The sequence below is a fragment of the Nonomuraea sp. NPDC048901 genome (assembly GCF_040649695.1).
Lineage (GTDB): Bacteria > Actinomycetota > Actinomycetes > Streptosporangiales > Streptosporangiaceae > Nonomuraea.
In genome coordinates this window covers 36,658-49,929 of record NZ_JBEZFW010000027.1, presented here as the reverse complement: position 1 = coordinate 49,929, position 13,272 = coordinate 36,658, and the positions used below count along the sequence as shown (strand labels likewise).

The window sequence follows — 13,272 nt, the reverse complement described above, 5'->3', positions numbered from 1 at the left end:
CGACATGACCATCGCACTCCGCTACTGCCACATCACCGTCAACGACGTGGACGAGTCGCTCGCCTTTTACCGCGACGCGCTCGGCCTTGAAGTACGCAACGACGTCGCCTCCGGCGGGTTCCGCTGGGTCACGCTCGGCAGCGCGACCCAGCCGGACCTCGAAATCGTGCTCTCCGAACCACACGCCGGCCGTTCCCAGGCCGACGGCGACGCCCTGCAGGAACTGCTCACCAAGGGCGTCCTGTCGATGATCATCTTCAGCACCGACGATCTCGACGCGACCTTCGAGCGGGTCCGGGCATCCGGCGCCGAGGTGCTGCAGGAGCCCATCGAGCAGCCCTGGGGGCCGCGCGACAGCGCGTTCCGCGACCCCTCGGGCAACCTGGTGCGGATCCAGCAGGCGCCCAAGGCGTAATACTCGCGTTCAGCTTCTGGAATTGGTCGGGGTGGGGGAGGCGACCGTCATGACGAGGGAGCGACGGGTCGCGATATCCCAGAGGCGTGCCGTACCGTCGTAGGAGCCGCCGCTGACCAGAGACCTGCCGTCCGGGCTGAAGGCCAGGTCGGCGATCTGCCCGCTGTGGCCGGTCAGTGTGTCGAGCGGGCGCGTGGTGGCGACATCCGTCAGCACGATCGTCTTGTCTAAGCTGCCGCTGGCCAGCGTCTTGCCGTCCGGGCTGAACGCCACCGGGCCGACCCCGTCGGTGTGTCCGGTCTTGAGGTCCTTGCTGGTACGGGTCGTCAGGTCCCACATCTGGATGGCGTACGTGACCCCGCTGGAGCTGGCCAGTGTCTTCCCGTCCGAGCTGATGGCCAGGTAGTGGATGCCGTCCTGGGAGCCGGTGAGGGTGCCCTTGGTGTGGCCGTTCGCCGGGTTCCACAGGCCGATCGTCTTGTCCTCACTGGCGCTGGCCAGGGTCTTGCCGTCGGGCGTGAAAGCCAGCGCCGTGACCTCGCCCGTGTGACCGGTGATCAGGGTTCGGGTGCGGCCGGTGGCCACGTCCCAGAGCCGGATGGTCTGATCGATGCCGCCGCTGGCGAGGGTCTTGCCGTCCGGGCTGAAGGCGACGGCTCGTACGACACTGGCACGACCGCCGTTCGTCAGCGGGCCCTCGGTGTGACCGGTGAGGTCGGTGATCGACGCACCGGTGCGGACGTCCCACAGGTGGATCGAGTTGTCGGCGCGGCTAGCGGCGATCTTCTTGCCGTCCGGGCTGAAGGCCATTCCGTAGAGGCCGCTGGTGTTGCCTGAGTCGTTGAGGGTGGACAGGGCGGCTCCCGTTGACGCGTCGCGTAGCCAGAGGTCGCCTTTGAGGTAGCTCGCCATCGCGACGGTCTTGCCATCCGGACTGAACGCCACCGACGTCATCGGCGCCTCGACGCCACCGCTGCCGCTTTCGTGGCTGCTGTCATGGTTTGATCCGTATAGCAGTGCTGTGGTGATGGCTGTCGCTCCGACGACCACTGCGAGCCCGGCCAGGAGAACGACGCGGGGCCGCCGCCGCCACATCGCGCCGATCGAACCCGCGATGGCAGATGGCTTCAGCGTGACGGGCTGCCGAGTTGGGCTGGCTGGTTGAGGCGGGGGAGAGGGCTCGACCGGTGTGGCGGGAGCCTGGGACGTGGCGGCGGGTTCCGGTTCGGCGGTCGCCGGGGACGTGGCGGTGGGCTCGGGCTCGGCGGCGGGTTCGGGCTCGGCGGTGAGGGCAGGTTGAGCGGTGCGTTCGGGTGGAGCGGTGGTGCCCGGCCCGGCGGTGGCGAGGGCTTGGGCGGCGGCGGCGGAGACCATGCGGCTGTCGTCGTCGGCCAGCTCCCGCAGGGCCATCCGCGCGGCCAGGGCGAGCCCAGCATGTGCGCCGCGCAGCAGGCGCTCCAGCTCCCCGACAACGGCGGTGCGCACCGTGGGAATCGGATTCTGCAGCGCTTCGCGTAGTTCGGCGGGCAGTTCGCTGGGCCGTTCGACCGGGCGGGCCCGCCGGGCGACGACCAGATCACCCTGGACGTCGAACGTCCACTTGCCCGGCGTCTGCTTGGGGGTGATCGTGCGCACCCGTTCGTAGACGAAGTCGTACAACTCATTGATGCCCACATACCCGTCCTGGTTGAGATCGGCCTCGCCGGTCTCCAGCCCCTGGACGAGCACACCGGTGAACACGGACGGAGCGGGCTGCCGGTCGTCGGCCAGGTCGAGGCCGTCGAAGGCGTACTCCAGCGCGTTCGAGGCGGTGATGACGACGCGCCCACGCCCGCCGAACTGGTCCTCGACGTGCATGCTGAACCCGGCCCTCGGCATCGCGCCGCGCGCGAAGGCACCCGCGTAACAGCAGTCGAGCAGCAGGACGATGCGGCGGCAACGACTGCGGCTCATCCCCCGGTTGACGAAGTCGGCCGGCACCGCTGTCGCGGCGAGCCGGTTCAGCTTGGTGCTGGAGGTGGCGAAGTACAGATCCCCGCTGTCGTCCTTCACACCGTGCCCGGAGAAGTGCAGCAGGAGCAGGTCGTCAGGATCGCGGTCGGCGAAGAAGTCCTCGATCGCCTCGGTGACGACCGGGGTGGGCTCGTTGACCAGCGTACGCACCTCGAAATCGCCGATCGCGGGATCGCCCAGCACCCGGGTCAGCGCGTCGGCGTCCATGGCAGGCGCGCGCAGCCGGCGCAGCCCCGAGTCGCGGTAGTCGTCGCAGGCCACGATCAGCGCCACTCGCCGGCCGCCGCGAGGAGCGGCCTCGGTGAGCTCCTGCCGCGCCTGGCGGCGGGCCAGCCACTCATCGATCAGCCGGCGCTGATCCGCCGACGACACCCCGGTCACCTCGAGCACGTCGCCGTCGAGACTCATCTTCACCGAACGATCCCGGTGCCGCGTCAGCCAGGCGGTCACCGCCTCCACGATGGCGCCGAGGAACTCGGTGCCCGCCAGCGCGACCGTCAGGCCGCCGATGGCGAAGGACAGGATCGCCCTGCTGCCCGGCGGCGTCGCACCCGCCTGGGAGAGGCTGACCATGACATCCATGTCGAGCAGTTCGGCGCGGAGCGCGGCGGTCAGCTCGTCCAGTTCCTGCGGATCCGCGGAGTCGTCGACCACCCACAGGTTCAGCTGGTTCGTTCCACCCGCCATAGCGGCTCCCACAGGGAAAGGATCCGGGCTGCGTCGAGTGGAGCCTATCCGGGGCTCATCTCGATACCGTCACCTTCTCCGTACCGGAGCGAGCCTGCTCGATCCGCGCTGCGAAAGGAGCGCCGGTAGCTGTCAGGTGGGACTCCGACGATCCGTTTGAACTGGCGCCGCAGCGTCGTGGCGGTGCCCATGCCGGTGGCGACGGCGACCGCCTCGACGCTCTCGTCGGTGGCCTCCAGCAACTCCTGGGCACGGCGTACGCGCTGGGTCAGGAGCCACTGAAGCGGCGTCTGCCCGGCCACTGACCGGAACTGCCGGCCGAGATTGCGCGGACTCGTGTTCGCCTTCCGCGCCATGTCGGTCACCGTCAGCGGCTGATCCAGCCGTTGCCGGACCCAGGCGAACAGGTCGGCGAGCAGGTGGTCGCCCCGGACCTGCATCGGCGTGGCCACGAACTGGGCCTGACCGCCGGGCCGATGCGGTGGCATGACGAGGCGGCGGGCGACGGAGTTGGCGACGGCGGCGCCGTGGTCGAGGTGGATGAGGTGCAGGCAGAGGTCCACGGCGGCGGCCTTGCCCGCGGCGGTGAGCACGCTGCCGTTGTCGGTGTACAGGACGTCCGGATCGACCACGGCCAGTGGATGGCGGGCGCTCAGCTCCGCGGTGTGAGCCCAGTGAGTGGTGGCCCGCCGGCCGTCCAGCAGGCCCGCGGCGCCGAGCACGAACGCTCCGGTACAGAGGGAGGCGATCCGGGCCCCCGACTCGTGGGCCGCGCGTACGGCTTCGACCAGCTCCGCCGGCGGCGGATCGTCGATGTCGGCGCACGCGGGCACGATCACCGTGTCGGCACCGGCCGAGCGCTCCAGCCCGCAGTCGGGCTCGACCATGAACGGGCCGACCCGCACCGGCCCCGGCCCGCAGAGCAGTACCTCGTACCAGCCCTCCGTGGCTTCGCTCGGGGGATTGCCGAAGATCTCGTAGGCCACCCCCAGCTCGAAGTGCAGCAGGTGACCGGCGGTCAGCAGCGCGACGGTGGGCATGTCCGAAAGTGTACGCATGATGGCGTTCCGGACCCTCACCGTCGGGTCCCGCCCACCGCGAGACTGAGGCCCTCAGAACATCGAGATGGGGGAACCATGAGCACGACGGTCGCAGTGGTGGTCTACGGGGCGACAGGGCACACCGGCCGCTTCGTCGTCGCCGAGCTACGCAGGCGTGGCATCGCCACTGTCATCTCCGGCCGGGACGCGGCTCGGCTGGCGGCGCTGGCGGCCGAGTGGGCCGACGTGGTCGTGCGGCCGGCCGGCGTGGACGACGCGCGCGCACTGGACCGGGCGCTCGCCGGTGCGGCGGCCGTGATCAACTGCGCGGGACCGTTCGCGGTGACGGGCGGCCCGGTCGTCGAGGCGGCCTCGCGCGCGGGGATCCCGTACGTCGACGTCGCGGCCGAGATCGAGGCGAACGCCGCGATGTTCGCCGACCACACGGCGGCCACCCGACCCGTGGTGCCGGCGATGGCCTTCTACGGTGGGCTGGGCGACCTGCTGGTGACCGCGGCGATGAGAGAGTGGACCGCCGCGGACGAGGCGCACGTCGCGTACGGGCTGAGCAGCTGGCGTCCAACCGCGGGCACGCGGGCGGCCGGACAGGTGTCCCATGAGCGTCGCGGGGGCCGTCGGGTGCGGTTCACGGACGGCGCGTTGCAATACCACGACGACAAGGCGGTGGAGCAGGACTGGCTCTTTCCAGAGCCGCTGGGCCGGCGGGCGGTGATCGCGGAGTTCACCATGGCCGATGTCGTCACCGTTCCAAGTCACCTGGCCGTGCCTGAAGTCCGCACCTACATGACCGTCGAAGCCGCGAGGGACCTGGCCCGGGAGGACACGCCGGCGCCGGAGCCGGTCGACGCCCTGGGGCGGTCGAACCAGACTTTCGTCGTCGACGTCCTGGTACGCGCGGGCGGCGTCGAGCGCCGCGCCACGGCCCGGGGCCAGGACATCTACGCCATCACCGCACCTCTGGCGGTGGAGGCTGTCCAGCGGATCCTCGCCGGGCATACCCGGACGACGGGCCTGGCCTCGGCGGGCGCGATGTTCGACGCGGCGGACTTCCTCCGGGCGCTGAGCCCGCACCTGTCGGTGGAGCTTCCGCACTGACCGCATCCATCGCGCCGCGCCGGGCCTGAAGGACAGCGGCGGTGTGATGCTTACTTGGCGGGCGCGTCGAAGGTCCACACGGCGCGCGCGCCGGGGCCGACGGCGAGGGTGGACCGGCCGATCCGCTCCTCGGTCATGGACAGCAGGGGCTTGTTGAGCGACATCTGGATCTGCTTGAGGCCGGCCTGCTCGCGCGCGACGGAGTCCAGCTGGATCCGGGTGCCGCCGCCCTCGGCGACGACGCCACCGCCGGGAAGCGTCCGGACGGTGAAGCCGCCGGCACGCAGCAGCGGCACCGTGTTGGCGAGGTCACGAGCGGGCACCCCGATGCGAATGGAGGTCACGTCACGCATCAGGTGGTCGCGGTAGTCGTCGGGCAGGTAGCGCTCCCGGCCGACGTCGCCGGGGAAGCTCTCGGGCTCGGTCTTGCTGCGCGGGTCGGCGAAGTACTCCGGCAGGTATTCCATCGCCCACGGGTCGAAGGCGTCGTACTGGTCGCCGGTGGTACGGATGGTGTCGAACCACGGCACCTTGACCCCGTCGCCGAAGTCACGGGTCTGGCGGTACGGGAACGGGTTGGCGATCCCCGCGGCCTTCAGGCGCTCGGTCACCGTGGCGAGGTCCCCCGCGCGCTCGACCGAGGTCCCGAGCCCGGCGGAGCCGAACTCGGCGTCCTGGCCGGGCAGGTCGCCCACCGAGAACAGCTCCAGATAGGTCTCGCGGCCCTTCAGGTAGCGGCCTTTCCAGGTCATCCCGCCACCGGTCGTGGTGCGGACCTCGAAGTTGGCGAACTTCCGGAGGTAGTCGGAGTTCTCGACCGCGTCGGCGGTCTCCTTGTCGACGACGCTGTAGGCGTGGTTGTAGAAGAGCAGCTGACGGTCGGGCTTGGGCCGGCTCTCGTCGGCCATCGCCGCGCTCGCGCCGCCTGTGACCGCCCCGGACAACGCGACGGTGAACGTCGCGGCGAGGACGGTGATCGTCCGTAAGGTTCGGTGAATCAGCATGGAGGTGATCTTAGGTTTGGGAAGATCACATCCACTGAAGATTTGACAAACCTCTAACAATGCGCCGGAACCATGCCCACTGCCCTCGCGAATCCGCAGGTCAACCGCCATGTCGCCCGGCCGCTCTGTGTTATGCGCGTCGCTGCCGCCCCATGCGATGATCGCTACATGTCGTCGTCACGTACGTCCGCCGCCCTGACCGGTTTAGCCCTGGCCGTCCTGGTCGCCGGATGCGCCGATCCGGCCGCCGACCGGGTGTCGCTCATCAGCGCACCCCAGCCCCTGACGTCGCTCACGGTGGTCCCGTCGCTGCCCTCGCCCATGGTGTCCTCGGGTCCCGTACGGCACCCGTTCCCGATGGCGACCTCCTTGGCCGAGCCCATGGCGACCGGAGCGCCCCTGACCGCGACGGGCCCGCCGCGGTTCTTCGTCTCCGCGCGCACTCCGCTCACCCACTTCCCCGGCAGGTCCAAGACCGCCGTCTTCACTCCGGTGCCGCCCGCCGTGCACAACGCCGAGACCGGGTCGTTCATCGCGAACATCCCGCTGCCGCCCGGCGCTGAGAGTTCCTGGCACCTCGTGGCCGCCGCCCGGGACAACCGCACGTTCGCGGTCGCCGGCTGGACTGAGCCGAAGAAGCCCCGCATCTGCTTCTTCCTGGTACGTCTCGGCGAGGACGGGCGGCCCGGTAAGCCGGTGGCCGTCACGCAGACCGACCCCGACGACCTGACGTTCGTCTTCGACCTCGCCCTCAGCGCTGACGGCACCCGGCTGGCCTACTCCACGCCGCTCATCGGAGGTGGCGCCAAGATCTCCGTGCTCGACGTCGCCACCGGCCGGCGCCGGGACTGGAAGACGATGGCGCACTCGATGGTGTCCGGCCTGTCCTGGGCCCCGGACGGCCGCTCGCTCGCGTACGTGCTGGGTGGCCGGGCCATCGCCTCGCTCGACCTCGCCCGCCTGGACGCCGACCCGGAAAGTGCCGCGTCCCGGATCATCAAGAACACCACGGGCGCCATGCCGATCGAGTCGGTGGCCCACACCCCCGACGGCAGCGCGTTGATCTACGCCTCCGGGCACGTCGTCGAACGCGTCCCCGTGGCAGGCGGGCCGGCGCAGGTCCTGGCCCGGCCGGAGCTGCCGCCCGGCGCCTCACTGAGCCTGCGCTTCAGCGTCGACGGAACCGGCGAGCACCTCCTGTATGTGCACGACTGGCGCGCCTACCGGGTCGGCCTCACCGACGGCGCGGCCACCTCGGTGCCGATCACAGTCGACCAGCGTCCGGGTGAGGGCGACCCGCCGCGCGCGGCCTGGTGACCACAGGGCTTCGTGAGCTCGGCGGGCCAGGTAGAGGTCAGCCGGCTTCGGCGGAGTCGAGATGGCGGGTGTCACCGAGGATGACGACCTGACGGTTGTGGAAGAAGTCGTCTTCGCGCAGCGTGGTGATGCTGCCGGACGGCGCCCGGAAACTGGCATGGCCGACCGACTCGATCGGCATCTTGATCCAGGACGCCACTGGCCTTCCCCCCGCCTCTCCGTAGGATTTCTCCCGCAGCCTGCGGTCCAGGGTCGCTTCCACGCCGGACAGCTTGGCAACCTTTCAGCCCTCGACGTGGTGCGTCGCCTCCGGATGGGTGATGGCGTAGATGGTGCGCATGAGTGAGCTCTTCCTGTAGGGGAAAGTTCCGGGATGATCTTAAGAGCGGCCCTACCGGTGATCGGTGTCGGTGGTGTAGCGGGCGGCGACCTCGGCCGCCTTACGGGCCAGAGCCTGGCGGAGTTCGGCCGGAGCGAGGACTTCGGCGTCGGTGCCGAAGGCCAGCAGTACCTCGGCTGCGGCCAGGGAGCGGAAGCGCAGCTCGACGTGCACCCGCTCCGGGTGGTCGTCGGCGTCCGGCGAGAGGTCGGTGGGAGGAGGCCCGGCCAGGTCCGCTTCGTGGATGCGCAGGAATCTGGCAAGGATGTCCCGGTGGACGCTGACCGTGACGGGCAGTGGGGCGGGGATGTCGTCGATGTGGCGGCGCAGGCCGTCCCAGACGTCGGCCAATTCGAGGCCGTCGCGGCGTCGTACGGGCTCGTCGAGGATGCCGGCTGACAAGGCTCGGTCGGTTCGGAAGAGTGCGGGCTCGCCGCGGTGGTCGGCGACGAGGTACCAGACGCCTGCCTTGTTGACCAGGCCGTACGGATCGAGCGTGTAGGAGCGGACGCGGTTGTCGCGGCCGTGCCGGTAGCGCAGGCGCAGCCGCCGGTCGGTGAAGATCGCCTGCTGGAGTACGGCCAGGTCGACGGCCGGCCCGGTGGCGGGGTGTGCCGGCCCGCCGCGCCAGCGCACCGGGTCGATGAGGATACGACGGCTGGCCAGGTCGGCGTCCGGCCGGTGCGGGGCGGGCAGGGCGGCCATCAGCTTGCGCAGCGCGGAGCCGAGGGCCCGGCCCAGGCCCAGCTCGGTGTGAGCATGATCGGACAGCAGGACGAACAGGGCGCGAGCCTCGTCGGCGGTCAGGCCGGTGACGTTGGTGCGGTAGCCGGGCAGCAGGGCGATGCCGCCATGGGGCCCGCGCACGGTGTAGACGGGCACACCGGCCGCCGACAGCGCCTCGATGTCGCGCATGACGGTGCGGACCGACACTTCCAGGCGCTCGGCCAGGTCTCCGGCGGCCAGCCGGCCGTGGGTCTGGAGCAGCAGCATGATCGACAGCAGGCGCTCGGACCTCATGGTTCCAAATTTACCTATGTATATGACAGCACCTGACATATACCTCGGCGAAGCTGCGGGCAGACGAGCCACCTACAGGAGGCGGCTTCGAGCGTCCCGGCCTTGCCAGGGACAAAGCACCACGAAAGGAACTGTGCTGTGACCGCAACGAACGCGCTCGCCCAGAAGGTCGCCGAGGACTTCGTCCGCGCGTGGACCAGCAAGGACGTAGAGAAGGCCCTGAGCCTGCTCGCCGACGACGTCGTGTGCGAGGCCCCGACCGGCACGTTCGAGGGAGTAGAGGGCTACCGCCGGTTCCTCGAACCGTTCGCGAACACGCTCATCGGCGCCACCGTCATCGACGTCCTGGGCAACGACACGAACGCGGCGACCGTGTACGCCGTCGACACGCCCATCCTGAAGGACTTCCGCGGCATCGACTACCTCACCGTCGAGAACGGCGAGATCACGCGCGTGATCAGTGTCTTCGACCTGCTCCCGATGGCTAAGGCCAGAGGCGACATCCAGCACTGACCCGGCCCCGCGCCGACGGGACCGCATACGTGAGCGGCGACAGCCTCGGTCAGGAGGCGCGGGGCTGCTCGGCCGCATCGCGGGCAGCCATTCAGGCGGTGTGCGGGTCGAAGGCCGCCCGGTTCTGGGCGACGAAGCCCTCCACATCGAGGGGGTCGGCGCCGCCGATCTTCTTCACCAGGTCGTTCGTGCCGGCGAAGACGCCGTTGCGGTAGTCGACCGCGACGGCGAGAAGGTGCTGGATGAGGTGCTCCGGCGCGCCGCGGTTCTCCAGGATGGTCCTGAACTCGTCGAGGCTGATGGGCACGTACGTGACCTGACGGCCGAGCGCCTGCGACATCTTCTCGGCGATCTCGTAGTGGTTGAGCTCCACCGCCCCGTACAGCGGATAGATCTTGCCGGCGTGCGGGGCGGGATCCTCCAGGATGGCCGCGATCACCCTTGCCTGGTCGCTTTCAGCGATCGGGGCATGGCGTCCGTCGGCGAAGGGCAACCGCAGTTCGCCGGTTCCGTCGGCCCAGGTGTCGATCAGCCACTGGGCGAAGAAGGTCGGGCGGATGTGGGTGACGGCCACCGGGAAGCGGTCCAGCACGCGTTCGGCGACCCAGTGCTGGCGTGCCGCGTTGCTGGCGGAGTCGCGGCGGGCGGAGATTTGCGACATGTTCACGATCGCCCGCACGCCGCTCTCCTCCGCGGCCAGGGCCACGTTCGCCGTGGCGTCCATCAGGCCGTGACGGATCGGGTAGGTGAAGTACAGGGCATCGATCCCTTTCATCAAAGTCTAGTTGTTACTCCTTCTTTGGAATTAGCGGCGTGCGGCGGGGTGGATGGTCGTTCGCCGCAGAACGCTGACCGCTCAGCGGATCGCCCCTGACGCCTGAGCCGTCACCTCTCGTGGTTCTGGCCCGGGTGCGGCCTCGGTGGGAACGTCCCGGACGACCTCTGTCAGCTCGCCGGAATCGACGTTGTAGAAGAGGCCATGAATCTCAACGTGCTTCGGCGTGCCTTGGCTGTTACGGATCAGGTTCACGTCGTACTTGAGTGACTTCTCGAAGTCGGCGATGCGGATGCCGTCCCAGTCGTACACGGACGAGATATCGGTGTGCTGTTCACGCTTCCACGCGTCGATGATCCCCTCCTCCGTGAAGGAGGTCCCGCCACAGAAGGAATGGTGTACGACGACAACCCGCTCGATTCCGAACAGGTGCTGGGAGACGGTGATCGAGCGAAGAGCGTCCGCCGCGCGTCCGCCTCCGACGATGAGGGGGAACACCGTCGCGGTAGAACCTATTTTCCGGCCGGTCTCGTCGAGAATGAGTTCTCCAGGATAGACCTCGTCACCGAAGTAATCGGCCACCGCTTGCGCGACGCCGGCCGCCCGGGGGTCGAAACAGTAGATGGCGATCGTCCTGACGGGAATCGAACTGGTGACGATCTTCCGGACCGCCGGTTCGCTGTATCCCGGCTGCCCGCTGAACGTGAATTCGACAAAATTCGACATGCTTGACTCCAATTCTTGTGGGCCTACTCTCCCCACGGGCCATTCGTAGGTCAGGTAGGTCAGCAGTCCCATGCGTTCGGGGACCTGCGGCCCGTGCCGCGGCGAGGCTCGCCTCAACCAGCGGCCCGGTCGGGAGAGCGAGTACGTCGTTCTGCGGCCCTTCCGAGAGGGCGGCGGTATCGGTCATGACTCGACGGTACGAGGCGGAACCCGGGCAAAAGTGGCACGGATGCCATTCGGCGCTACAATCGTGCCACTATGGCAGACAGACACCACGTCGCAGTGCTCGTACAGCCCGGGGTGCTCCCGCTCGAGTTCGGTGCCGCGACGCAGATCTTCACCATGGACCCCCACTATGAGCTGACGGTCTGCGCTGACACCGAGACCGGACTGGTGCCGGGGTGCGGCTTCGCGATCACCGTCGCGGCCGGCCTCGAGGCGCTGGACGACGCCGACACTGTGATCATTCCGGGTTACGACGACATTGACGCGACCCCGTCAGCTGAGCTGCTGGCGGCGCTACGGGCGGCCCACACCCGAGGCGCCCGGCTCGTCTCCATCTGCACCGCGGCCTTCACCCTTGCCGCGGCCGGGCTGCTCGACGGACGCCCCGCGACCACACACTGGCGCGCGGCCGAGCAGTTGCGTCGGCGCTACCCACGCGTCGATGTCCTGCCAGATCAGCTCTACGTCGACGACGGCGATATCCTCACCTCCGCCGGCGTCACCGCGGGGATCGACCTGTGCCTGCACCTGATCCGCACCGACCTCGGCGCCGCGGCGGCGAACACACGCGCACGTGATCTCGTCGCGCCGCCACGGCGACGGGGAGGTCAAGCGCAGTTCGTCGAACAGTTCCGCCCCGAAGCGAGCGGAGATGTGCTTGCTCCTCTGCGGGAGTGGATGATCGACAACCTGGCGAAGCCCCTCGCCGTCGACGACCTCGCGGAACGCGCCCATATGTCGCGGCGGACGCTGATCCGCCGCTTCCGCGAGGAGACCGGCACTCCGCCCATGGCCTGGCTGACCGACGCGCGCATCGACCGGGCACGCGAGCTGCTGGAGGCGACCACCGTGCCCATCGAGCAGATCGGCCGCCTCACCGGGCTCGGCGCTCCCGCTTCCTTGCGGGCCGTGTTCCATCGGCACCTTGGCACCTCGCCTCAGGAATACCGGAGCCTGTTCCGTCACAAGGACGAGATGACGGACGCCTGACCGGTCACACCCGCGCGTCAGTCGTGCTCGCGCCCGAAGGCCCGGATCTTGGCGAACATGTCCTCCAGCAGGAAGCGCACGTCGACCTCCTCGCAGACCCGGATCGGGTGGTTCGAGCCGGGCAGGTAGGAGCCGTCCGCGCCGAAGCGGGGAGCGGGCCTGACGCGCAGGTTTCCGCTCGCGGGGAAGAGCATCAGCGCGACGGCCGGTGAATCGCCCAGGGAGCGGGACTCGATCGGGCCGGGGTGGTACGTCGCGTTCCACTCGTGCAGCTGCTTGATCAGGTAGCGGCCCAGCGGGCCGGCGTCGCCGATCTTCTCCGCCAGCTCGGCGTAGCTCACCGAGACCTTGGTGTAGACGTCTCTGGGCACCTGCCACACGGTCATGCCGGAGTCGAACACCACGTTGGCGGCGTGGATGTCGTTGGAGAGGTTGAACTCGATCCGCGAGCCTTCGTCGTAGCCGCGGTATCCCGAGCCGCCGATCCAGATCACCACCACCGGCCGTCGTACGAGGTCGGGGTCCAGCAGGATCGCCGAGGCCATGTCGGTCAGCGGCCCGAGGAAGGCCACATAGAGCGGATCCTCCTCGCTCGCGAGCTTCGACTCCTCGATGATCAGCCGGGCGCCGGGGGAGTCCACGGCGGTGTGCTCGTCCGGCAGCGGCGTCGCCGCGCCGTTCGCGACGGTGACGGAGCCGGTCAGGCCGAGCAGATCCAGCAGGAGATCGATCTCCTCGCGGGACTCCTCCATGCTCCGCTGCGACCGCCAGGTGCCGAAATGGGCAGGAATGAGCCCGCGCATGTCGAGAGTCGGCGACAACAACCCGTGGACGATGGCGAACTGGTCATCGGCCTCGTTCTTGGCGTCGGTGTTGATGATCACTCTGCGCTTGCGCATCGCAGCTCCCGTTGCATAATTATGCACTGCCGCATAATCTTCCGTTCCGGTAGGTTGTCCGATCTTCGGGGCGCTGTCAATGAGGAGCGCTGTCAACGACTGGCAGACGATCTCGGATCGCCTGGCTGCCTGTTATACGGTTAACCGTGTCGA

13 protein-coding genes are annotated in these 13,272 nt (G+C 69.1%); 5 read left to right on the top strand and 8 right to left on the bottom strand.

Features of this window, described 5'->3' with window-relative positions:
• The first annotated feature begins 4 nt into the window (after positions 1–4).
• Positions 5–415: a VOC family protein gene (locus tag AB0C30_RS52495; protein ID WP_357958724.1), complete on the top strand. Its 411-nt coding sequence runs from the start codon at positions 5–7 to the stop codon at positions 413–415.
• A 9-nt stretch (positions 416–424) separates the two neighbouring features.
• Here the strand turns inward: AB0C30_RS52495 and AB0C30_RS52490 are convergent, their stop codons facing one another.
• Positions 425–3,115 (bottom strand): caspase family protein, encoded by a 2,691-nt coding sequence (locus AB0C30_RS52490; protein ID WP_357958721.1) that lies wholly within the window; start codon positions 3,113–3,115, stop codon positions 425–427.
• Between the two features lie 44 nt (positions 3,116–3,159).
• Positions 3,160–4,155, bottom strand: coding sequence for a helix-turn-helix domain-containing protein (locus AB0C30_RS52485; protein WP_357958718.1), 996 nt, complete (start codon positions 4,153–4,155; stop codon positions 3,160–3,162).
• Positions 4,156–4,251: 96 nt separating this feature from the next.
• Between AB0C30_RS52485 and AB0C30_RS52480 the strand changes: the two genes are divergently transcribed.
• Positions 4,252–5,271 (top strand): saccharopine dehydrogenase NADP-binding domain-containing protein, encoded by a 1,020-nt coding sequence (locus tag AB0C30_RS52480; protein WP_357958715.1) that lies wholly within the window; start codon positions 4,252–4,254, stop codon positions 5,269–5,271.
• 50 nt (positions 5,272–5,321) lie between these two features.
• Here AB0C30_RS52480 and AB0C30_RS52475 read toward each other — a convergent pair whose 3' ends face one another.
• Positions 5,322–6,275 (bottom strand): DUF5829 family protein, encoded by a 954-nt coding sequence (locus tag AB0C30_RS52475; protein ID WP_357958712.1) that lies wholly within the window; start codon positions 6,273–6,275, stop codon positions 5,322–5,324.
• 168 nt (positions 6,276–6,443) lie between these two features.
• Between AB0C30_RS52475 and AB0C30_RS52470 the strand changes: the two genes are divergently transcribed.
• Positions 6,444–7,592 carry a hypothetical protein gene (locus tag AB0C30_RS52470; RefSeq protein WP_357958710.1) on the top strand — a complete coding sequence of 383 codons (1,149 nt, stop codon included), beginning with the start codon at positions 6,444–6,446 and terminating at the stop codon, positions 7,590–7,592.
• Between the two features lie 37 nt (positions 7,593–7,629).
• Here AB0C30_RS52470 and AB0C30_RS52465 read toward each other — a convergent pair whose 3' ends face one another.
• Both AB0C30_RS52465 and AB0C30_RS52460 read right to left on the bottom strand, forming a co-directional pair.
• Entirely contained in the window at positions 7,630–7,854 is a 225-nt protein-coding gene (locus tag AB0C30_RS52465; protein ID WP_357958707.1) for a hypothetical protein, read from the bottom strand.
• A gap of 129 nt (positions 7,855–7,983) precedes the next feature.
• Complete coding sequence (locus AB0C30_RS52460) at positions 7,984–8,991, bottom strand: YafY family protein (RefSeq protein ID WP_357958704.1); 1,008 nt, start codon at positions 8,989–8,991, stop codon at positions 7,984–7,986.
• Positions 8,992–9,129: 138 nt separating this feature from the next.
• Here AB0C30_RS52460 and AB0C30_RS52455 point away from each other — a divergent pair, with 138 nt between their 5' ends.
• On the top strand, positions 9,130–9,504 hold the full coding sequence (locus tag AB0C30_RS52455; RefSeq protein WP_357958701.1) for a nuclear transport factor 2 family protein: 375 nt from the start codon (positions 9,130–9,132) through the stop codon (positions 9,502–9,504).
• Between the two features lie 91 nt (positions 9,505–9,595).
• On the opposite strand, the gene AB0C30_RS52450 is transcribed toward AB0C30_RS52455, so the two are convergent.
• Entirely contained in the window at positions 9,596–10,279 is a 684-nt protein-coding gene (locus tag AB0C30_RS52450) for an NmrA family NAD(P)-binding protein (protein WP_357958698.1), read from the bottom strand.
• Positions 10,280–10,360: 81 nt separating this feature from the next.
• Positions 10,361–11,005 carry a carbonic anhydrase gene (locus AB0C30_RS52445; RefSeq protein ID WP_357958695.1) on the bottom strand — a complete coding sequence of 215 codons (645 nt, stop codon included), beginning with the start codon at positions 11,003–11,005 and terminating at the stop codon, positions 10,361–10,363.
• Between the two features lie 258 nt (positions 11,006–11,263).
• Between AB0C30_RS52445 and AB0C30_RS52440 the strand changes: the two genes are divergently transcribed.
• Positions 11,264–12,220, top strand: coding sequence for a helix-turn-helix domain-containing protein (locus tag AB0C30_RS52440; protein ID WP_357958693.1), 957 nt, complete (start codon positions 11,264–11,266; stop codon positions 12,218–12,220).
• 17 nt (positions 12,221–12,237) lie between these two features.
• On the opposite strand, the gene AB0C30_RS52435 is transcribed toward AB0C30_RS52440, so the two are convergent.
• Entirely contained in the window at positions 12,238–13,119 is an 882-nt protein-coding gene (locus tag AB0C30_RS52435; protein ID WP_357958690.1) for a nucleoside hydrolase, read from the bottom strand.
• Positions 13,120–13,272: the final 153 nt, after the last annotated feature.

What these genes read in the sequence shown, in the direction of transcription:
- AB0C30_RS52495 (WP_357958724.1), top strand. Translation starts at nt 5, where the DNA reads ATGACCATCGCACTCCGCTACTGCCACATCACCGTCAACGACGTGGAC.
- AB0C30_RS52490 (WP_357958721.1), bottom strand. Translation starts at nt 3,115, where the DNA reads ATGGCGGGTGGAACGAACCAGCTGAACCTGTGGGTGGTCGACGACTCC.
- AB0C30_RS52485 (WP_357958718.1), bottom strand. Translation starts at nt 4,155, where the DNA reads ATGCCCACCGTCGCGCTGCTGACCGCCGGTCACCTGCTGCACTTCGAG.
- AB0C30_RS52480 (WP_357958715.1), top strand. Translation starts at nt 4,252, where the DNA reads ATGAGCACGACGGTCGCAGTGGTGGTCTACGGGGCGACAGGGCACACC.
- AB0C30_RS52475 (WP_357958712.1), bottom strand. Translation starts at nt 6,275, where the DNA reads ATGCTGATTCACCGAACCTTACGGACGATCACCGTCCTCGCCGCGACG.
- AB0C30_RS52470 (WP_357958710.1), top strand. Translation starts at nt 6,444, where the DNA reads ATGTCGTCGTCACGTACGTCCGCCGCCCTGACCGGTTTAGCCCTGGCC.
- AB0C30_RS52460 (WP_357958704.1), bottom strand. Translation starts at nt 8,991, where the DNA reads ATGAGGTCCGAGCGCCTGCTGTCGATCATGCTGCTGCTCCAGACCCAC.
- AB0C30_RS52450 (WP_357958698.1), bottom strand. Translation starts at nt 10,279, where the DNA reads ATGAAAGGGATCGATGCCCTGTACTTCACCTACCCGATCCGTCACGGC.
- AB0C30_RS52445 (WP_357958695.1), bottom strand. Translation starts at nt 11,005, where the DNA reads ATGTCGAATTTTGTCGAATTCACGTTCAGCGGGCAGCCGGGATACAGC.
- AB0C30_RS52440 (WP_357958693.1), top strand. Translation starts at nt 11,264, where the DNA reads ATGGCAGACAGACACCACGTCGCAGTGCTCGTACAGCCCGGGGTGCTC.
- AB0C30_RS52435 (WP_357958690.1), bottom strand. Translation starts at nt 13,119, where the DNA reads ATGCGCAAGCGCAGAGTGATCATCAACACCGACGCCAAGAACGAGGCC.